The 19,019-nt window shown below is 69.5% G+C and carries 17 protein-coding genes; 7 read left to right on the top strand and 10 right to left on the bottom strand.

What is annotated here, in order from left to right; genetic code table 11:
- The first annotated feature begins 21 nt into the window (after nucleotides 1–21).
- Complete coding sequence (cpaB, locus tag ACN0TP_RS02360) at nucleotides 22–705, top strand: Flp pilus assembly protein CpaB (RefSeq protein WP_417216108.1); 684 nt, start codon at nucleotides 22–24, stop codon at nucleotides 703–705.
- A gap of 5 nt (nucleotides 706–710) precedes the next feature.
- Here cpaB and ACN0TP_RS02355 read toward each other — a convergent pair whose 3' ends face one another.
- The 4 genes from ACN0TP_RS02355 to ACN0TP_RS02340 all read right to left on the bottom strand — a co-directional run bounded on the left by ACN0TP_RS02355 (nucleotide 711) and on the right by ACN0TP_RS02340 (nucleotide 7,674).
- Entirely contained in the window at nucleotides 711–4,595 is a 3,885-nt protein-coding gene (locus tag ACN0TP_RS02355) for a DNA helicase (RefSeq protein WP_417216107.1), read from the bottom strand.
- Nucleotides 4,596–4,815: 220 nt separating this feature from the next.
- Entirely contained in the window at nucleotides 4,816–6,402 is a 1,587-nt protein-coding gene (gene guaA / locus ACN0TP_RS02350; RefSeq protein WP_417216104.1) for a glutamine-hydrolyzing GMP synthase, read from the bottom strand.
- A 61-nt stretch (nucleotides 6,403–6,463) separates the two neighbouring features.
- Nucleotides 6,464–6,868: a DUF3817 domain-containing protein gene (locus ACN0TP_RS02345; protein WP_417216102.1), complete on the bottom strand. Its 405-nt coding sequence runs from the start codon at nucleotides 6,866–6,868 to the stop codon at nucleotides 6,464–6,466.
- Nucleotides 6,865–7,674 carry an SURF1 family protein gene (locus tag ACN0TP_RS02340; RefSeq protein ID WP_417216100.1) on the bottom strand — a complete coding sequence of 270 codons (810 nt, stop codon included), beginning with the start codon at nucleotides 7,672–7,674 and terminating at the stop codon, nucleotides 6,865–6,867. Before ACN0TP_RS02340 ends, ACN0TP_RS02345 begins: the two co-directional genes overlap by 4 nt.
- A gap of 110 nt (nucleotides 7,675–7,784) precedes the next feature.
- On the opposite strand from ACN0TP_RS02340, the gene ACN0TP_RS02335 reads away from it, so the two are divergent.
- From ACN0TP_RS02335 to ACN0TP_RS02325, 3 genes are read left to right on the top strand one after another with little or no spacing between them, the layout of a single operon-like run.
- Nucleotides 7,785–8,924, top strand: coding sequence for a serine hydrolase domain-containing protein (locus ACN0TP_RS02335; RefSeq protein ID WP_417216098.1), 1,140 nt, complete (start codon nucleotides 7,785–7,787; stop codon nucleotides 8,922–8,924).
- Entirely contained in the window at nucleotides 8,921–9,274 is a 354-nt protein-coding gene (locus ACN0TP_RS02330; protein WP_417216095.1) for a hypothetical protein, read from the top strand. The genes ACN0TP_RS02335 and ACN0TP_RS02330 overlap by 4 nt, the downstream gene beginning before the upstream one ends.
- The gene (locus tag ACN0TP_RS02325) at nucleotides 9,258–9,878 is read left to right on the top strand and encodes a hypothetical protein (RefSeq protein ID WP_417216092.1); all 621 of its coding nucleotides are present in this window, start codon (nucleotides 9,258–9,260) and stop codon (nucleotides 9,876–9,878) included. Before ACN0TP_RS02330 ends, ACN0TP_RS02325 begins: the two co-directional genes overlap by 17 nt.
- A gap of 32 nt (nucleotides 9,879–9,910) precedes the next feature.
- On the opposite strand, the gene ACN0TP_RS02320 is transcribed toward ACN0TP_RS02325, so the two are convergent.
- Genes ACN0TP_RS02320 through ACN0TP_RS02310 form a run of 3 tightly spaced genes read right to left on the bottom strand, consistent with a single transcriptional unit; the run spans nucleotide 9,911 to nucleotide 13,314 of the window.
- Nucleotides 9,911–10,411 carry a PTS sugar transporter subunit IIA gene (locus ACN0TP_RS02320; RefSeq protein ID WP_417216089.1) on the bottom strand — a complete coding sequence of 167 codons (501 nt, stop codon included), beginning with the start codon at nucleotides 10,409–10,411 and terminating at the stop codon, nucleotides 9,911–9,913.
- Nucleotides 10,380–12,149 carry a glycerol-3-phosphate dehydrogenase/oxidase gene (locus ACN0TP_RS02315; RefSeq protein ID WP_417216086.1) on the bottom strand — a complete coding sequence of 590 codons (1,770 nt, stop codon included), beginning with the start codon at nucleotides 12,147–12,149 and terminating at the stop codon, nucleotides 10,380–10,382. Before ACN0TP_RS02315 ends, ACN0TP_RS02320 begins: the two co-directional genes overlap by 32 nt.
- Nucleotide 12,150: 1 nt before the next feature.
- Nucleotides 12,151–13,314, bottom strand: coding sequence for a GuaB3 family IMP dehydrogenase-related protein (locus ACN0TP_RS02310; RefSeq protein WP_417216084.1), 1,164 nt, complete (start codon nucleotides 13,312–13,314; stop codon nucleotides 12,151–12,153).
- A gap of 146 nt (nucleotides 13,315–13,460) precedes the next feature.
- Here ACN0TP_RS02310 and ACN0TP_RS02305 point away from each other — a divergent pair, with 146 nt between their 5' ends.
- Complete coding sequence (locus tag ACN0TP_RS02305; RefSeq protein ID WP_417216081.1) at nucleotides 13,461–15,074, top strand: amino acid permease; 1,614 nt, start codon at nucleotides 13,461–13,463, stop codon at nucleotides 15,072–15,074.
- Nucleotides 15,075–15,127: 53 nt separating this feature from the next.
- On the opposite strand, the gene ACN0TP_RS02300 is transcribed toward ACN0TP_RS02305, so the two are convergent.
- Nucleotides 15,128–15,565, bottom strand: a complete 438-nt coding sequence (locus tag ACN0TP_RS02300; RefSeq protein ID WP_417216080.1) for a hypothetical protein — start codon at nucleotides 15,563–15,565, stop codon at nucleotides 15,128–15,130.
- A gap of 287 nt (nucleotides 15,566–15,852) precedes the next feature.
- Here ACN0TP_RS02300 and ACN0TP_RS02295 point away from each other — a divergent pair, with 287 nt between their 5' ends.
- Nucleotides 15,853–16,251 (top strand): cupin domain-containing protein, encoded by a 399-nt coding sequence (locus ACN0TP_RS02295; protein ID WP_417216077.1) that lies wholly within the window; start codon nucleotides 15,853–15,855, stop codon nucleotides 16,249–16,251.
- Between the two features lie 44 nt (nucleotides 16,252–16,295).
- Here the strand turns inward: ACN0TP_RS02295 and ACN0TP_RS02290 are convergent, their stop codons facing one another.
- Complete coding sequence (locus ACN0TP_RS02290; protein ID WP_417216076.1) at nucleotides 16,296–17,120, bottom strand: NAD-dependent epimerase/dehydratase family protein; 825 nt, start codon at nucleotides 17,118–17,120, stop codon at nucleotides 16,296–16,298.
- A gap of 70 nt (nucleotides 17,121–17,190) precedes the next feature.
- Entirely contained in the window at nucleotides 17,191–17,937 is a 747-nt protein-coding gene (locus tag ACN0TP_RS02285) for an SDR family oxidoreductase (RefSeq protein ID WP_417216072.1), read from the bottom strand.
- Nucleotides 17,938–18,096: 159 nt separating this feature from the next.
- On the opposite strand from ACN0TP_RS02285, the gene sigJ reads away from it, so the two are divergent.
- Nucleotides 18,097–18,999 carry an RNA polymerase sigma factor SigJ gene (gene sigJ / locus ACN0TP_RS02280; RefSeq protein ID WP_417216069.1) on the top strand — a complete coding sequence of 301 codons (903 nt, stop codon included), beginning with the start codon at nucleotides 18,097–18,099 and terminating at the stop codon, nucleotides 18,997–18,999.
- The last annotated feature ends 20 nt before the right edge of the window (nucleotides 19,000–19,019 follow it).

Raw genomic sequence — 19,019 nt, 5'->3', positions numbered from 1 at the left:
CGATCGTGGCCCACTGGGTGGATGAGATCCCACCGCCGTTCCCCGCGCCCACCCGGGCGTCCCGCCCGGTACCGCCGTTCCTGGCGTGAGGTGCTGGCGGTCTACCGCCGCCCCCTGGCCGCCGCCCTGGCCGCCCTGGCGGTGGCCGCATCGTTGTCGGCCCTGGCTCCCGAGCACACGGCAACGGTTCCCGTCGTCGTCGCCGCCCGCGACCTGCCCGCCGGCGCCGTACTTCAGGCCTCGTCGCTGCGCATTTCCCATCTGGCCAGCCAGGCGTTGCCGCCCGACGTGTTCGCCTCGACGGAGTCGGTCACCGGCCAGCAGCTCGCCCTTCCGGTGGCCGCCGGTTCGCCGCTGGGCTCTGCCATGCTGGTGGGCCCCGGATTGCTCACGGGAACTGCGCCGGGCACGGTGGCGGTCCCCGTGCGTCCCAGCGACACCGAAACGATCGGCCTGCTGGCCCCGGGCCAGCTCGTCGACGTCGTCCTCAGCGAAGGCAATGGCTACGAACGGTCCGTGGACTCCACGGTCATCGCCCACCGTGTTCCGGTGCTGTGGGTCCCGTCCGGGAGCAGCGGTTCATGGCTGGAGGCCGGCGATACCGCCGGGATGGTGGTAGTGGCCGCCTCCCAACGGGATTCCGCTGCCTTGGCCGGGGCCGCCGCGCGCGGAAAGATCTTCCTCGTCCTCGTCGGCCCCGGGTAGGCGGATCAGCCCCAGTGGGGCGGGCGCTGCTCCCGCAGCCACTGGTCGTGATCGCCCTCGCGGTCACCCCAGCGCTTCGGGTCATCATCTGCAGCGCGGCTGGGCAACACCGGGTCGGCTGCATGACGGCCGGCCGGCTCGGCGGCCCGGGGGTCGGTGGACTGTGGTGCGTCGGCTGCTTGCCGGCGGCCCGGCTGTCCTGGTTCCATGTCGGCCTCCCGGTCGGTGGTGGTATCGGCTTCGTCTTCCAATCCCAGGAAACGGGCCATCTGCGTGGCGATGCTCGCCGGGTCGGAGAACACGTCGATGGTCCACAGGGGGATGTACCGCCACCCCATGGATTCGAGCAGCTGGGGGCGCAGCCGGCTGCGTTCACGCACCGTCATCTGCCGGTACGCGTCGGTTCCGTCGGAGACGACGGCCAGGGGCGGCTCGGCGCCCGCCGGCGAGGAGTCGGAGGCCTGCGCCGCCAGGTCCAGGACGCCGCGGTAGCGCTGCTTGACGGTGGCGCCGGCCGCCTCCAGCCGCGCCTTCAGGTCGGCCACCAGCGGGTCCTCCAGCGGATGTCCATCGCCGGTGACACCGGATTCCCCGGACCTGACACGGCCCACGAGTTCGATGAATTGACGGGCGCCGCTGCCCACGCGGTCAAGATCCAGGTCCTCGGGCGCGACGGCGCTGACCAGATGCAACAGGTCACGCGAGCGGGTGACCCCGGTGACGAAGAGCTCATCGCCCCGTGCGGAGGACAGGGCACCGAATTCGTGCAGGCTCTTGCCATGCGGGGTCCGCCCGAACCCCAGCGAGAAGATCACTGCATCGCGGACCAGCCCATGGGCCCGTTCAACGGAGGAGACCTGGAACGGCTCGACGGTGCCCTTGAAGAATTCCTGGGCCCACGGGTAGTTGGGCAATTGCAGGGAGATGGCCTCCGCAATGCGCGCCGCGTGGCGCTGGTTCGCCGCGATGACGGCCAGTGACCGGTGCGGGCGGCGGCGGATGTGTCCGAAGACCAGGTCCACGACCCGGTTGACCTCGGCGACGGTGGTCTCCACGCCCTCGGCACCGGCCCCCGGCATCCCGGTGCCGTCGGGAACATAGTCCGCGGACAACGAAGGGGTGCCATCGGACATGGCGCGGGCTGCCGGCAGGCGGTGGAGCGAGCCGGAATAGTAGGCGCGTCCCAGCATCTCGGTCAGGCCCTCGTCCACACCGCGGTAGACGGTGCGCAGCCGGCGCAACGGCAGCACTGTCGACAGTGCCTCGAAGGTGCTGACCGGTTCGCGCGGCTCCCGGGCCGATGCGGTGGGGTCCACCGAGACGTGGAAGCCACGCGGTTTGCCCAGCATCCCGTCGCCGAAGGCGATGACCTGCCCGGAGCGGCTGATCGAGCCGATCGCCGAGCGCAGCGACAGCGCATCGGCATCCAACAGGATCACCGCGTCGAATTCGACGTCCTGCGGGACGACGGCGGGGATCAGCAGCGGCGATCCCACCCAGACGGGAACCAGGGCATTGACCAGTCCCACGCCGAGGCCGGCCAGGTCCGCCAGGCTGGGTTCGCCGTCCTTGAGCATCATGCGCAATTCACGCGAGGCAGCGCGGTGGTCGGCCAGGGCGGCCTTCCAGCGCTGGGCCAGCTGCCACCGCAACCGCGAGGCCCCGGAGGCGATATGCGCGTTGTCGGCCAGCCGGTATTCGGCCTCGAGCCGGCGCAGTGATTCACCGTCCGACATCGCCAGGTATTCGTCGCCGCTGATCATGGCCTCGAGGGCGGACTGCCACCAGGCAAGATCCAGTTCGGCAGCGACCTCCTCGACGCCGACCTCGCGTGCTTCGAGGTCATCGAGCAATTCGCCGAGGCCCTGTTCACGCAGTTGTTCCAGGACCAGGGTCCTTTCGGGCAGCACGTGGAGGGCTTCCTCGCTGTCCACCAGCGCCTGGAGCCGGGCCACGAGGTCCTCGACGGGCAGGTCCTGCAGGGCGCCACGGTCACCGGCAGGAGCCAGCGCCTGGACCAGGCGTTCCAGCCGGTCCCCGGCATCGCGGTAGGACTTGTCGAGCTCGAGCAGTCCGGTGGGGACCTTGGGGTGGCGCTGGCTGGTCGCGTAGCGGTTCCACATTTCGCGCTGCTGCTGCACCTCGACGATGGAGGCGTGCAGGTCGGAGATGTGCACGCCGGGGCGCACGTATTCCTTGGCCACGCGGCGCAGCCGGGACCGGGTGATCGAACTCATCTCGATCCCGCGTTCGCGACGCCAGGACGTGCTGGCCGTGGCGCTGATGAGGTCCTCGACGGAGCGGTCGAAGATGTCGGGTTCGAACTTGTCCAGGCTGCCGCGCACTGCCACGAGCAGGTCGAGCTGGGCACCCCATTCGGCGAAGGTGGTGCCCAGGGTGATCTCGGAGTGGTCGGCGACGGTGAGCATGCGCTGGTGCAGGTCCGGCAGGTCCTCGGCGAGGCTGGTCGCGATGGCGAGCGCATCGTCGGTTTCACGGCGGTTGCGCAGCCGGGCACCGTACCAGGGGCTGAGCGTGGTCGCCCGGGTGAAGCTGCCGACTTCGGCGGCACGACGCAACCGGACCGCGGTTTCCCCGCGGTCGCTGATGCTATCGAGCACCGAGCGCTTCAGCCGCACCGACGTCGATGGTGCCGGATCCATAGCCGTGAGCCGGGCCAGCTCCTGCATCGCCTGGTACGGGGAGCAGTTCCAGCGGCTGCGGACGTTGTGCAGGGAGTTGACGTGGTCCAACAGGGCGTGGCGGTGTTCGGTGAGCCGCTGGTGCAGCTTGCCCAGCTGGGGTTCGGTGGCCCGCTCGTTGCGCAGGATGGCCTGGGTGAGCTGGGCGCGGAGTTCCTCCGGGCCAACTTCCGGGGAGAGCCGCAGGGCCATCGAGGCCAGGTCCAGTTCGGCGAGCTTCTCGTTGAGGCTGCGGGCGGTAGCGCGGCGCTCGGCGACGACGAGGACGCGTTTGCCCTGACCGGCCAGGATGGCAGCGGCATTAACGGCGGTCTGGGTCTGCCCGGTGCCGGGAGGACTGGAGACGACGACGGACTCCCCCGCACCGACCAGGTCCAGGACCTCCTGTTGGCTCTCATCGGCGTCGAGGACCAGGGACTCGTCGGCCGGGTCGCGTTCATCGCTGCTCCGGACCGTGATCTCGGGCTCGGGGACCACCACGTCCTGGCCCGCGTCGTCGGACAGCAGCCGAGAGACCACCGGGTGCGTGGTATCGATGCGCGACGGATCGGCCGGATCGGCCAGGTCGGCGAACGTGGAGACCAGCAGGCGGTGCTCGATCACGGTGCCGGGCAGGGACGAGACCTGTTCGCGCAGGCTGTCCAGAGCCCGGCGCGGATCGAAGCGTGCCGTCATGTAGGCGGCCTGCTCGAGGGCCTCCACGTCGATGGACAGGCCTTGCTGTTCCCGGAGGTACCGCACGAGTGCGGGATTGACCTGGGCCCGTCCGGCCAGTTGGATCTCGTCGTCGTCCTGTCCCTCGCGCAGCGTCAGGGAGATCCGCCCCAGCATAATGGGGGCACTTAATTGTTCGGAGCGGCCGTCCTGCACGGCTCGCCAGGTGGCCACGCCGGAGGCCAGGTATCCGACGTCGATGCCACGGTCCTCGGAGAGTTCGCGGATCTTTGCGCGCAGGGCCCGTGCGGTGCGGCGTGCCTGGTTGTAGGTGTCGACGTCGCGCAGCAGCATCGACAAGCGGGTGCGTCGGCCGGCCAGGAACTGGGCCAGGCCCGACGGGTGGGTGTGGGTGATGTCGATGCAGTTGGACGTCGACCCGGCGAAGCGCAGCAGGGTGTCGGTTCCCGCTCCGGGACCGAGCTTCTCCAGCCAATCGGTCAGTGCCGCCTCGCCTTGTTGCGTCCCTACCACCGGAACACCACCTTCCTCACGTTGGGGCCCTGCGTCCCCACCCGCCCGGGGTGGAGGGGGCCAGCCGGTGCGCGGTTCACGGCGCACGCCATTACCTAAGTTACGCGACACGGGGCCGCGGTTGTCCGATCAAAACACCATCAGCACGGGGTTAAAGCACGCGGAGGGAAGGTCGGGGCCTTCCCTCCGCGTCAGGCGCGCCCCGTCGGGGACGGTGCGCCTATTCCCATTCGATGGTTCCCGGCGGTTTGCTGGTGACGTCCAGGACGACCCGGTTGACCCCGTCGACCTCGTTGGTGATGCGGTTGGAGATGCGTGCCAGCAGGTCGTAGGGCAGGCGCGACCAGTCGGCGGTCATCGCATCCTCCGATGAGACAGGTCGCAGCACGATGGGATGGCCATAGGTCCGCCCGTCCCCCTGGACGCCGACCGAACCGACGTCGGCCAGCAGGACAACCGGCATCTGCCAGACTTCCTGGTCCAGCCCGGCGCGGGTCAGTTCGGCGCGGGCAATGGCGTCGGCCTTGCGCAACAGCTCCAGGCGCTCCTCGTTGACCGACCCGATGATGCGGATGCCCAGGCCGGGCCCGGGGAAGGGCTGGCGCTGGACGATCTCGTCCGGCAGGCCCAGCTGGGATCCCACGGCCCGGACCTCGTCCTTGAACAGTGCGCGCAGCGGTTCCACGAGTTCGAACTGCAGATCCTCCGGCAGCCCGCCCACGTTGTGGTGGCTCTTGATGTTGGCGGCACCCTCGCCACCGCCTGATTCGACGACGTCGGGGTACAACGTGCCCTGGACCAGGAAGCGGACCGGTTCCCCGCTGTCCGCCGCCTCCGCCATGATGGCGGCCTCTGAGGCCTCGAACGCACGGATGAATTCGCGGCCGATGATCTTGCGCTTGGTCTCGGGGTCGGTGACGCCCTCCAGGGCTGTCAGGAACCGCTCGCGCTCGTCGGCGATGTAGAGCTTGGCGCCGGTGGCTGCCACGAAGTCGCGTTCGACCTGCTCGGCTTCGCCTTCACGCAGCAGGCCGTGGTTCACGAAAACGCAAGTGAGCTGGTCGCCGATGGCCTCCTGCACCAGTGCGGCGGCGACCGCGGAGTCCACTCCCCCGGACAGCCCGCAGATGGCACGGCCGGTGCCGACCTGTGCACGGATCTTCTCGACCTGTTCCTCGACGATGTTGCCGGTGGTCCAGGACGGCTCGAGTCCGGCGCCGTCGAACAGGAAGTTCTCCAGCACCCGCTGGCCGTACACCGAGTGCTTGACCTCCGGGTGCCATTGGACGCCGAAGAGGCGCTTGTCCGCGTGGGCGAAGGCCGCCACGGGTGCCCCCTGAGTGGAGGCGAGCACCTCGAAGCCGGCCGGGGCCTCCTGGACGGAGTCGCCGTGGCTCATCCAGACCTTCTGCTCCTCGGGCAGCCCGGCCAGCAGGGAGCGCGAGACGCCCGTCGCGGTCGCGTCGGTGGAGCCGTATTCGCGCAGACCGGTCTCGGCGACCGTGCCGCCGAGGGCATTGGCCATCGCCTGGAAGCCGTAGCAGATGCCCAAGACGGGAACACCCGCCTCGAAGAGGTCGGCGCCGACGTGCGGTGCCCCGTCCGCGTAGACGCTCGAGGGGCCGCCGGAAAGGATGATGGCCGAGGGGTTCTTGGCCAGGATCTGTTCGGTGGTGAAGGTGTGCGGGACGATCTCCGAGTAAACGTTGGCCTCGCGGACGCGGCGTGCAATCAGCTGCGCGTACTGGGCTCCGTAGTCGACGACCAGAACCGGCTGGTGCTCTGGGGTGGGGGCTGGGTTGGTCACGCACTCCAGCTTAGTCGCCAGCGGGCCCGGGATGCACCTTGGAGGATGTGACGCCTGCGGCTCAGTAGCGCTTGGCGGCCTCGGGGTGCTCGCGCAGTTCGCGCTCGACCTCCCCGTGGACCTTCTTTTCCATGATGAACGAGAGCAACGGCACCACGCCACCCAGGGCGATGGTGATGAAACGGCTGAAAGGCCACCGCATCTTGGACCAGAGGTTGAAGTCCGCTGCGAGATAGACCACATACATCCAGCCGTGCACGATCAGCACGGTGGTCGAGAGGTTCAGCGATCCGATGTAGGCCTCGAAGCTGAACGCGTACTTGGCGATCATCTCGATGCACAACAGCAGCAGCATCACGCCGGTGGCGTATGCGAGCACCTTGTAGAAGGTGGCGGCGCTGCGGATCTGTGCCGGCGTTCCTGCGAAACGACGCTTGCGGGGGGCCGGGGTGGGCTGGTTGGTCACTGCTGGTCCTCGGGGTTGGTGGGGGTGGATGTTGCGTGGGCTGCCGCCAGGTCGTCCTCGAGGTCTTCCTGTTCGCGGCGGTAGTCGTCGACCACCAGGCGCCACCACAGGAAGACGGCGAATCCGGCGAAGACGAACCATTCGATGCCATAGAAGATGTTCAGCCAGTTCAGTTCCTGGTCCTGCGGCTGGGGTCCGACATTGACCTGCTCGAGCCCCGCAGCCGATGCCCCCGCATCGGCTCCTGCCGGGGTGGCGAGGTCGAAGGCGACGATGAAGCCGCTGTAGGAGGGCACGTCCCAGATATTGATCAGCTGGGCGACGGAGAGGGATCTCAGTCCCGGATGCCCGTCGGGTTTGCCGTCGATGGGTGCCTCGGTGGGCAGGAGCCGTCCGGTGAGGTCAAGCTGGCCCTCCGGAACTGCAGGCGGCGGTGTGGGCTCGGGCTGCCATCCCCGGACGACGGGAATGGTGTTGTGTTTGGGCGCACCGTCGACCTCGAAGGCGGCGACCACCCAGTAGCCCTTGTCCCCGTCCTGGAGGCGGTTCCTGACGAGTACCTGCTTGCCGTCGACGAAATGGCCGCTGGCGCTGACGACCTGGTCGGCGGCGGATTCGAACATCACGGTGGCCGGCTTGAAGTGGCTGGTCAGCGGGACCGCGGATTCGGTGGTGGACACCGGCGGCGGTGGCGCGTCCTGCGAGCGGGAAAACTGCCATTGGCTCAAGAGGACGAAGCCGCTCGCCGCCAGGAGTGCGCCAACCAGCGCGAGGATCCATTTGGGCTTCAGGGCAGTCTTGAACACAGGCTCCAGCCTACTTCGATGCCCTGTAGAAGAGCGAATGCCGTCCCGTCGTCGCCATGATCGTCAAGAAGTTATTGACAGGCGTCGCATGTCAATGTGATATTGACGGCATGGGCTTTTCCACACGGACCAACGGTGCGCACCGGACGAGGCGTCGCCGGATCCCCTGGGTCATCGCCGCGGCCGCCATCGCCATCCTCCTCGTCGCCGCGCCGCGTGCCCTTCCCGCTGCGGCACCGACCGGGGACCGGGATCTGGCCAGCCGGATCATCGACGGTCCCGGGGCACCGGCGGGGGATTTCGCCGTCGCGAGCCTGGAGCAGGGCGAGGTCCAGTTCGCGGGCCGTGGAGCGGATGAGAACACGGCCTTCGAACTCGGGTCCATCAGCAAGGTCTTCGGTGGTCTGCTGTTGGCCGATGCCATCGACCGCGGAGAGGTCACCGCCAAGACGACACTGGCCGCGATCTTCGGCTACCCCGCCGATGGCCCGGGGGGCATCACGCTGGGCCAGCTCGCCACCCACACCTCCGGATTGCCCCGGCTGCCGGCCACCGCGGGATTCATCGCGGGCTCCGTGCTCTCGCAATTTGCCAACACGAATCCGTATACCCAGTCCGTTCAGGACGTGATCGAGCTGGGGCGCACGGCACACCCGGATCCTGCTCATGGCTTCCGGTATTCGAATTTCGGGGCCGCCCTGCTGGGACAGGCACTGGCCCGGGTCACCGGGACCAGCTACCCCGAGCTGGTGGCCCAGCGGATCACCGGCCCGCTGTCGATGGACCATACCTGGGTCCAGCCGCTGGACGCCGAATCCGCTTCCCCCGCTGACGGCACCGCGCCCCGTCTGGCCACGCCGATGGCCACCGGGCATCTGAAATCCGGGCACGTGGCCGCCGAGTGGCCCATGGAGGGTTTCGCCCCGGCCGGTGGGATCCGATCCACCGCGGCGGACCTGGCCCTGCTGGCCCGGGCCGTGATGGATGGCAGTGCCCCGGGAACCGGCAGCCTGGACCCGGTCACCGGGGACGGACAAGGCGGCCAGGTGGGGCTGGCCTGGATGATCACTCCCGCAGGCACCGGTGGAGGCAGTTCAGAGGAGGTCATCTGGCACAACGGGATGACCGCCGGCTTCGCCACCTACCTGGGTCTGCAACCGAACGAACACCGTGCAGTGGTCGTGCTCTCCGGCGCTGCCCGAAGTGTGGACGAGGCAGGACTCGCCCTCCTGGACGAAGGCAGCCGATGAGCACCTATGTCGCCGTGGCGGTTCCCCTCATCCTGCTGGCCCTGACCGGCCCCTGGTGCCTGCGGATGGTGCGCTCCACGACGGCAGAACCCGCACTGAACCGGATCGGCTCGCTGGTGGCCGTGACGGCCCTTGCAGTGCTGGGTGTGGTGGTCATGGGTACGGGCGCCGTACCCATGTGGTCCTGGTATCCCACGGCAGCGGCCGTGGCAGTCGGCGCGACGGCCCTGGGCGTCCGCTGGCCGACCCTGGTGCGCCCCGGTCCCGCCGAGCGCAGGATCCGCACTGTCGTGTCGCTCATGATCGAGGGCGCGCTTCTGGTACTGGTGATGTATGGATTCCTCCACTGACGCTGCCGACGGCCACAGTGCCCGGGCCCGGCGGGCCGCCGAACTGGCCGCCGGCCTCGCCACCCCCGTCGACGCCTCCGGGGCCGTGGCCGCCCTCCGCAGGGCCGAGGAGTTGAAGAACCTCGCCGACGACCTGCTGGTGGCAACCGCCTCACACGCCCACGCCGCGGGCCTGAGCTGGCAGGACATCGGCCACCAGTTGGGCATCTCCCGCCAGGCCGCCTACCAGCGCTTCGCGGCAGGCATTTCGACCCGGGACGGGCGCCGGTCCGGGGATGCCGAGCTCCTGGAACAGGTCCACCGGCTGTTTGCGTCCATCGACGCAGGCGACCACGAGGGCATCGGCGCCGAGTTCACCGCCCGCATGCTGGCGCAGGTCCCACCGGCCACCGTCACGTCGCTCTGGGCCGATTGCCGCGAGGCCCTCGGTGCCTTTGACCGGTTGACAGCCGCCACGGTCCGGCGCAACGGATCCACGCGCTTTGTGCACTGTTCGCTGGTGTTCTCCGACGGGATCATGGACGCCAAGGTGGCAGTGGACCGGTCGGGGAAGGTCGCCGGCCTGCTGATCACCGAGCCGGGGTTCGCGGCCTCACTGGACTGATCGACCCGGCTACGCCGCCGGCTCCCGGCGGCCTAGACGTCGGTGAAGTCGACAGTGGAATTGACCAGGTCGGCAATGACCTCGGCGTCGTAGGCGCGGCGCAGCGACTCACGGAACGCCTGCTTGGACAGGCTCCGGGCGAGGGTGGCCAGGACCTGCAGATGCAGCGAATAGCTGCCCGCCGGTGTGGCCAGCAGCAGGACCACCGTCGCCGGCCCGTCGGCGGAGCCGAAGTCCAGGGAGTGCCCGAAGGCGGTGATCCCCACGGCGATGGAGACGACATCGGCGTGGGTGGTGCGGGCATGCGGCATGCCGATGCCCCCGGGCAGGCCGGTGGCCAGCTGGTGCTCGCGGGCCTCCACCTCGCCGACGAAACCCTCGAGATCATCGATCCTGCCGGCGTCGTACAGTCGACCTGCCAGAAGCCGGACGGCCTCGGAACGGTCGGCCGCCTGCATCTCCAGGACCACCAGCGCGGGGGTTGTCAGTTCTGCGTCGTGGTCAGTCGCGTACGGGGACAATGTCTTCCACATTCAGTCGTGTCTCATCGGCGGAGACGTCGTCGGGCTGTTCCTGGCTGGCCCGCTCCGCGGCGACCCGGGCATGGTAGGACGTGACCTCCCGCTCGGTTTGCGCCTCGCTCCACCCCAGCAGCGGTGCCATCAGCCCGGCGACGACCGGGGCGGCGGCGACGCCGCGGTCCCAGGATTCGATGGAGATCCGCGTTCGGCGGGTGAGCACGTCCTCGACGTGGCGTGCCCCCTCGTGGGTGGTGGCATAGACGACTTCGGCGGCCAGGTAGTCATCGGCGCCGGGGAGCGGCCGGGCCAGCTCCGGGTCGGCGGTGAGCAGTGCGAGCACATCACGGGCCAGCGAGCCGTAGCGGCCCAGGAGGTGCTCGACCCGGGAGACGTGGATCCCCGCGGCCTTGGCCAGGCGGTGCCTGCTGTTGAACGTGGCGCGGTATCCCTCGGCTCCCAGCAGCGGAATGATCTCGGTGCAGGAGGCCGGGGCGTTCTGGTCCATCGAGCGCACCGCTTCGTCGATGGCGTCCTTGGCCATCACCCGGTAGGTCGTGTATTTTCCACCGGCGACGACCACAAGGCCGGGAACCGGATGGGCGACGACGTGTTCGCGGGAGAGTTTGGCCGTCGAATCGCTTTCCCCGGCGAGCAGGGGCCGCAGCCCGGCGTAGACGCCTTCGACATCTTCGCGCGTCAACGGGCGTTTCAGGACCTGGTTGACGTGGTCGAGGATGTAGTCGATGTCCTGGCTGGAGGCTGCAGGATGCGCCTTGTCGAGTTTCCACTCGGTGTCCGTGGTGCCGATGATCCAGTGCCTGCCCCAGGGGATAACGAACAGGACCGACTTCTCGGTGCGCAGGATCAGCCCGACGGTGGATTGGAAGCGGTCGCGCGGGACGACCAGGTGCACGCCCTTGGACGCCTTGACGCGCAGCTGACCACGATCGGTCACCAGGTCCTGGGTCTCGTCGGTCCAGACGCCCGTCGCGTTGACGATCTGCTTGGCCTTGACCTCGAACGCCTCACCGCTTTCCTGGTCCTCGAGCCGGGCGCCGACCACGCGTTCGCCCTCGCGCAGGAAGTCGACGACCTTGACCCGGTTGGCGGCCAGGGCCCCGTAGTTCGCAGCGGTGCGGACCAGGTCCAGGACCAGCCGGGCGTCGTCGACCTGGGCGTCGTAGTACCTGATGGATCCGACGAAGGCGTCGTCCTTCAGGCTGGGTGCGCTGCGCAGGGTCCCCTTGCGGCTCAGGTGGCGGTGGAAGGGCACGCCGCGGCTGTGGCCCGAGGCCATGGACATCCCGTCGTAGAGGGCGATGCCGGCCCCGACGTAGGGGCGCTCGACGAAGCGTTTGGTCAGCGGATACAGGAAGGGCACGGGGCGGACCAGGTGCGGGGCGATCCGGTCGATGAGCAGGCCACGCTCCTGCAGGGCCTCCCGCACCAGCGCGAAGTCGAGCATTTCCAGGTAGCGCAACCCGCCGTGGATCAGTTTGGACGAGCGCGAGGAGGTGCCGGCGGCCCAGTCCCGGGCCTCCACGATCCCGACCTTCAGGCCCCGGGTGGCGGCGTCCAGTGCGGCCCCGGCCCCGACGACTCCCCCGCCGATGATGAGCAGGTCCAGTTCGCCGTCGGGGTCGGTCCCCGAGAGCCGCAGTGCCTCCAGCGAGGATTCCCGGAAGCCGGGGTCCAGGACCCCCCGCGCGGTGGAGGCATCTGGCAGGTTCGGGCGCTCGCGTGGTGTCATGCTATCCAGCCTCGTATGGCGAGACGACGACGTCAACGCGCTGGAACTCCTTGAGCTCGGAATAACCGGTGGTGGCCATGGCCCGGCGCAACGCACCGACCAGGTTCGATGTTCCGTTGGTGTGCCGCGATGGCCCGTAGAGGACCTCCTCGAGGGGGCCAACGGTGCCGACGCGCACCCGGTCACCCCGGGGGCTGTTGCCGTGGTGTGCCTCGACACCCCAATGCCAGCCGCGGCCGGGGGCCTCCTCGGCCCGGGCGAGCGCGCTGCCCAGCATCACGGCGTCCGCTCCCATGGCGATGGCCTTCACGATGTCCCCGCTGGTGCCCAGTCCGCCGTCGGCGATGACGTGGACGTAGCGTCCGCCTGACTCATCCAGGTAGTCCCGGCGGGCGGCGGCCACGTCGGAAATGGCGGTGGCCATGGGGGCGTGGATGCCCAGGGCACGACGCGTGGTGGCCGTTGCGCCTCCCCCGAAGCCGACCAGGACCCCGGCGGCCCCGGTGCGCATCAGGTGCAGGGCCGGGGTGTAGCCGGCGGCCCCGCCGACGATGACCGGCACGTCGAGTTCGTAGATGAACTGCTTGAGGTTCAGCGGTTCCTGGTTCTGCGAAACGTGTTCCGCGGAGACGGTGGTGCCGCGGATGACGAAGATGTCCACTCCGGCGGCGACGACCGTCTTGTAGTACTCCTGCGTGCGCTGTGGCGTCAGCGAACCGGCGACCGTCACGCCTGCCTCGCGGATCTCCGCCAGACGGGAGGTGATCAGCTCCGGCTGGATCGGCGCCTGGTAGAGCTCCTGGAGCCGCGCGGTCACCGCCGGGCTGACATGGGCCCCCAGCGCCTGGTCGGAGGACCGGTCTGCCTCGAGTGACCTGATCTCCTCCAGGACCGGTTCGGGATCCTCATAGCGGGTCCAGAGCCCTTCGAGATTCAGGACCCCCAAGCTGCCGAGCTTCCCCAGGGCGATGGCCATCGCGGGGCTCATCACCGAATCCATGGGGGCACCGATGATGGGGCTGGAGAACTGGTAGGCGTCGATCTGCCAGTTGACGGATACGTCCTGCGGGTCCCGCGTGCGGCGGTGGGGGACGATGGCGACGTCGTCCAGCGAATAGGCCCGCACGCCGCGCTTGGCGCGGCCGATCTCAATCTCGTAAGTCACCCGGCCAGCCTATCAGCGCGGGCCACCACGCCCCCGTCCGGTCAGGCTCCGCGCTCCCCCACCGCGCCTGCCCGGCGGCCACCGTGGCGCCGATTCCCCGGCTCGGGTGCCGGGGCGTCATACTTGACGGTGTCCCCAGCACCGTCATGGGCCCACGCACGGTGGGTTGGCCACTGTGCGCTGGAGAACCCGACCCGGAACACCGTCAGCAGGGCGGTCGCCCTCCGGACCACCCACCAGCCGAAGGGGCTCCCTTGGACCAGAACCAGCGTGTCGTGGACCGCCCCGATGCGGACACCGCGGGCAACGGGCTCCAACGTGGGCTGAGCAGCCGCCACCTCCAGATGATCGCCATCGGCGGTTCCATCGGCACCGGATTGTTCGTCGCCTCCGGTGGCACCATTGCCCAGGCCGGGCCCGGCGGTGCCCTGGTCGCCTATGCCGCGGTGGGGCTGATGGTGTTCCTGCTCATGCAGTCCCTCGGCGAAATGTCGGCCAAGATCCCGGTCGCCGGGTCGTTCCAGACCTATGCCACCCGGTTCGTCTCCCCGTCCTTCGGGTTCGCGATCGGCTGGAACTACTGGTTCAACTGGGCCATCACCGTCGCAGCGGAGCTGGTCGCCGCCGGGATCATCATGGACTTCTGGTTGCCCGGGGTCCCCGGCTGGGTGTGGGCCGGGACGTTCCTGGTGCTGCTGACCGGGCTGAACGCCCTCTCGGCGAAGGCATTCGGCGAGGGCGAGTTCTGGTTGGCGCTGATCAAGGTGATCGCCGTCGTCGTCTTCCTCCTTGCCGGTTCGCTGATGATCTTCGGCATCCTGGGCGGCAACTCCCCCGGGTTCGGCAACTGGAAGAGTCCAGACGACGTCTTCCACGGCGGGTTCGTCTCCATCATCTCGGTGTTCATGATCGCCGGGTTCTCCTTCCAGGGCACCGAGCTGGTCGGGGTGGCGGCGGGCGAGGCGAAGAACCCGCGCCGGGAGGTCCCGCGGGCGATCCGCTCGGTCTTCTGGCGCATCATGCTCTTCTACATCGGCGCGATCTTCATCATCGGCTGCCTGATTCCGTTCACCGACCCCAGCCTGCTGGCCTCCGGCGAGGCCGACGTCGCGGCGTCCCCGTTCACTCTGGTCTTCGAGCACGCGGGCATCGCGTTCGCCGCGGCGCTGATGAACGCCGTCATCCTCACCGCGATCCTCTCCGCGGGGAACTCGGGGCTCTACGCCTCCACACGCATGCTCTACGCGATGGCGCACGACCGCAAGGCCCCGGCCATCTTCGGGCGGACCAACCGGCGCGGGGTGCCGATCCCCGCCCTGCTGGCCACCGCCGGGGTGGGGCTGTTCGGGTTCCTGAGCGCCATCGTCGGCCAGGGCTCCGCCTACGCCTGGCTGCTGAACGTCTCGGGATTGTGCGGATTCATCGTCTGGGCGGGCATCGCGATCTCGCACTACAGGTTCCGGCGCGGGTTCCTGGCCCAGGGGCACACCGTCGCCGAACTGCCCTACCGGGCGGCGTTCTTCCCGGTCGGCCCGCTGGTGGCCTTTGCGGTGCTCATCCTGGTGATCGCCGGGCAGAACTACCAGGCCGTGCTGGCCGGACGCGGCATGGAGGTGCTCTCCTCCTACATCGGCGTGCCGATCTTCCTGGGGCTCTGGCTGGCCCACCGGCTGGTGACCCGGTCCCGGGTCGTGCCGCTGCGCGAGATCGACCTGTCCGGCCCGGATGACCTCGGCAATCCGGTGCCCCGGCAGGGTTAGGACTTCCGCGCCGCCGGAACGGAACCGGTCCCGCCCCACGCCCGGTGCCCACGTCAGGGCGAGGGGCGCAGCGTGCCCTCCGGCCGCCGCGGGGCGGGGCGGCGGCGGTGCACCATCGCCACCACGACGACGGCGAGGCCCAGCAGGGCAACCGCAGCGTTCGCGGTCGTCAGCGCCATGGCGTCGCCGTGGGTCGAACCTTCGAGGTGGGCGGCGTGGTAGAAGAAGTGCGGCACCGCGAAGACCGAATAGGCCAGGGCCGCAGGGATGACGAAATGGGTCCGGGGACGCACGAGGGCGATGCCGAGCAGCAGCGCAATGCCCAGGGTCGCGCCACCGAAGTCGCGGGCGTAGTGCTCGCTGAACGGCGGGGTCAGGTCCACTGTCGGGAAATAGCGGTAGAACGTCGCAGGCGAGATCGCATTCCAGGCGCCGACCACCAGTTCGTCGAGGAACAGGATGGCGAGTCCACAGCGGATGAAGACGGTCATGGTTGGTACTCCTTCACTCATGGCCCCACGGCCCGGGCCCCGTGGTCGGGAACGCCCACGAATGCCTCGGGGATATGACCGGACAGCCCGCCCTTTCATGAGGGGGCGCGATGGCCGCACCTCACATCGGAGGTCGCTGTCCGGTCTTGGCGGGGGAAGGCCGGCCGACAGCCCCGGGACCTGGCGGGGCGGAGCGCCCCGTGCCCGAAGCGTCCACCGGCCCCTCTGCGACGGCTCGTCGCACTCGCCAGAAGACGAATCCAGTTCGCCAGGAACGGAGCATCACGATGTCAGATCCCACCCCCGCCATCCGCCTGTTGGGCCAGGCAGCCGTGGAGCACTGGTCCGGTCCCTCGGACGTCGTGACCGTGGAGATCGAACTGGAACCCGGTTCGCCCGGTTCAGCGCCGCATCGCCGTCCGGGCCCGGTGTTCGCCTACCTCCTCGAGGGTGAACTCCTGTACGAGCTCGAGGGCAAGCCGGAGCAGGTCATTCGTGCGGGGGAAGCGTTCTGGGAGCCGGGCGGCGAGGTGATCCACTACCAGGCGGCCAACCACCTGTCCGACCGGCGGACGGTGCTCGTCGCGGTGATGGTCCGTGCTCCGGGGCAGGAGATGACCGTCCCCGTGGCCGCCGGGGAATTGGCGGCGCGGGCCCATCTGCGCCATCCACGTCCGGCCGGGTGAGCACGCGGGCGGGGGCGGCGGTGCCGTCCCCGCCCGACGCCGGGTCAGGCCCGGGGGAAGCCCCCGCGCCAGGTGGGGTGCGCGGGGCGCCACCCTGCGGCGCGTGCCTTGGCGTTGGAGGCCCCTCTCCCCCGCGGTACGCCGTCCGGCAGGTCGGCCTGCGGTGGCACGGGCGCTCCGATGCCAGCGGCATAGGCTGGCAGCCACTCGGTGGCGGGTGCCGGGGCGTCGTCGACGATGTTGTAGGCCGCGTGGGGCCAGGTGAGGGCCTGGACGGTCGCGGCCACCACATCGTCGAGATGGACGAACGAGGTGATGGCCTGCGTCGCGGGAACCCGACCCGCCATCACCTCGGCGGCCAGACGCGCGCCCGGCGCGTACCAGGTGCCGGGCCCGTAGAGCATCCCGTACCGCAGGATCGTGGCATGGGGCATGCTGCGCACCAGCTCCTCCATGAACTCGATCGGCGACCCGGCCTGGAGGGGGTCGTCCTCGACGGCCGTAGCGCCGCCGGCGGCGTAGGCCCAGGCGATGCTCTGGACGATCATGCGGTCCACGTGGGCGGAGCGTGCGGCGGCGACGAGGTTGGCCGTTCCTTCGCGTCGCAGACGGGCGTTCGCCTGGGTGTCGAAGTCGCCGAGATCTGTCAGTTCATGCAGGACGAGGTCCGGCGCGGCTCCTGCCACGACGTCTGCCAGGTGCGCGCCGTCGAAGACGTCGACCACCACGGGCCGTGCCCCCAGGTCGCGGAGCGGGCCCAGGTTCTCCCGACGCCGCGTGGTCGCCGTGATGTCGTGTCCGTCGGCCAGCAGTTCCGGGATCAGTCGGCGTCCGATGACTCCGGAGCCGCCGGCGAGGAAGATATGCATGGGTGTCCGCTCTGTGTTTCGTGCTCATCTGGTGGTCGTCGGCCGGGGTCCCGTCCGGCGACCAGGGGTATCAGAGGGTCTGCCCGGCGAGCCATGCGGCGAAGGTCTGGCGCCCGCAACGCGTCCCGGCCGGCGGCAGCAGGGAACCGTCCCGCATGCCACGTCCCCAGGCGCCGGGTAGCGGGACCTCGATGACGGGGCGGCGGTGGGCCGTGGCGGCCAGGTAGCTCCGGACCAGGTCGGCCATGTTCTCCTCCTGCGGTCCGGCCAGCGCGGGAAGCGCTCCGCGCGGCTGGCCGGTGGCGATGGCCACGAGTTTGGCGGCGACTTCGGCGGCCGAGATCGGTTGCGATCGCATCCGGGGCACCATCTGGACCGGCCCCAGTCTGCCATGGTCGACGAGTTGGCGGGCGAACTCATGGAATTGCGTCGTGCGCAGCAGCGACCAGCCGCCCGGTTCGGCTTCCAGCATCGCCTCCTGGGCGGCCTTGCCCGCGTAGTAGTTGGCGTTGACCCGCGCCGCTCCGATGATGGAGATGGCGACGTGATGCCCCACGCCGGCGGCCCGCTCGGCGGCCAGCAGGTTGCGCGTCACGGTCGTGAAGAATCCGATGGACGCCTTGGTCGAGGTGCTGCTTGTGGCCGATGCATCGATCACCGCCGAGGCTCCCCGCAGCGCCTCGGAGAGGCCGGAGCCGCTGAGCAGGTCGATGCCCTCCTGCCGGCTGATGGACACCGGTTCGTGGCCCGCGGCGCGAACCGCCTGGACAACGTGGGTTCCGAGGGTGCCGCTCGCTCCGGCGACGACGAGCCTCATCGTGTCACCGCCACGGCTTCGGCGTGTGGCGGGATCGGGAGATGATGGAGGTGTTGTAGGGCGTTCATGTCCTCTTGGACCGGATGGGCCGCCCGGATGTGAGGCTCCAACCTCACAGATCGGCCAGCGACCCGGTCAAAGAGCCGAAAGGAGGGCGCGATGGACCCGCAAGACGACGAGGCGCTCCAGGCCGAGGTGCTCGGTGAGCGACGACATCTGATGTCCCTGGCGTTCCGCATGCTCGGCACCGTCGCCGAAGCTGAGGACGCCGTGCAGGAGACCTACATCCGCTGGTACCGGCTCAGCCAGGATGAACGCGAGGCGATCGAGGTGCCACGGGCCTGGCTGACCCGCGTTGCCAGCCGGGTCTGCCTGAACGTCCTGGATTCGGCGCGGCACCGACGCGAGCGCTACGTCGGGCCGTGGCTTCCCGAACCGGTCCCGGCCTTCGCGTTTGCCACGGCGCGGGATCCGCAGGAGGACCCGCTCGAACGCGTGACCCTTGACGAGTCGATCAGCTCCGCCCTGCTGGTGGTGCTGGAGGCCATGACACCGGCGGAACGGGTCTCCTTCGTCCTGCATGATGTCTTCGCGATGCCCTTCAACGACATTGCCCAGGTCGTCGGACGCACTCCGGCTGCCTGCCGGCAACTAGCCACCTCGGCCCGTCGTCATGTGCAGCAGAACCGCAGCCGCCGCGCCTCGCGGGCCGAGCATGACGAGGTGGTCAGGGCCTTTGCCGCGGCGGCACGGTCCGGGGACATCGCCAACCTCATCCCGGTCCTGGACCCGCAGGTGGTGCTGCGCTCCGACGGCGGCGGCCGCGTCACGGCGGCACGCAACCCGGTCATCGGAGCCGACAAGGTGGCCCGGTTCCTGTTCGGGGCACTGCACAAGAATCCCGAAGCGCTGGTCCTGGACCAGCAGACCCCCGATGGGCTCGGGTTCGCCATCTGGGACGGCGGGCGGATCCACGGGGTCGCCACCCTGGACGTCGTGGCAGGGCGGGTGGCGGACGTGCGCCTGATGATGAACCCCGACAAGCTAACGCTCTGGAACTGACCGGCCAGTCCGGGCCAGGA

The sequence above is a fragment of the Arthrobacter sp. genome, assembly GCF_048266065.1.
Lineage (GTDB): Bacteria > Actinomycetota > Actinomycetes > Actinomycetales > Micrococcaceae > Arthrobacter_H.
This window is presented reverse-complemented; position numbering and strand designations above follow the sequence as displayed.

Coding starts and splice junctions, on each gene's coding strand:
- ACN0TP_RS02330 (WP_417216095.1), top strand. CDS start 8,921: ATGAGCACCTATGTCGCCGTGGCGGTTCCCCTCATCCTGCTGGCCCTG.
- sigJ (WP_417216069.1), top strand. CDS start 18,097: ATGGACCCGCAAGACGACGAGGCGCTCCAGGCCGAGGTGCTCGGTGAG.
- ACN0TP_RS02320 (WP_417216089.1), bottom strand. CDS start 10,411: ATGTGGAAGACATTGTCCCCGTACGCGACTGACCACGACGCAGAACTG.
- ACN0TP_RS02315 (WP_417216086.1), bottom strand. CDS start 12,149: ATGACACCACGCGAGCGCCCGAACCTGCCAGATGCCTCCACCGCGCGG.
- ACN0TP_RS02325 (WP_417216092.1), top strand. CDS start 9,258: ATGGATTCCTCCACTGACGCTGCCGACGGCCACAGTGCCCGGGCCCGG.
- cpaB (WP_417216108.1), top strand. CDS start 22: ATGAGATCCCACCGCCGTTCCCCGCGCCCACCCGGGCGTCCCGCCCGG.
- ACN0TP_RS02290 (WP_417216076.1), bottom strand. CDS start 17,120: ATGCATATCTTCCTCGCCGGCGGCTCCGGAGTCATCGGACGCCGACTG.
- ACN0TP_RS02305 (WP_417216081.1), top strand. CDS start 13,461: ATGGGCCCACGCACGGTGGGTTGGCCACTGTGCGCTGGAGAACCCGAC.
- ACN0TP_RS02285 (WP_417216072.1), bottom strand. CDS start 17,937: ATGAGGCTCGTCGTCGCCGGAGCGAGCGGCACCCTCGGAACCCACGTT.
- ACN0TP_RS02300 (WP_417216080.1), bottom strand. CDS start 15,565: ATGACCGTCTTCATCCGCTGTGGACTCGCCATCCTGTTCCTCGACGAA.
- ACN0TP_RS02335 (WP_417216098.1), top strand. CDS start 7,785: ATGGGCTTTTCCACACGGACCAACGGTGCGCACCGGACGAGGCGTCGC.
- ACN0TP_RS02295 (WP_417216077.1), top strand. CDS start 15,853: ATGTCAGATCCCACCCCCGCCATCCGCCTGTTGGGCCAGGCAGCCGTG.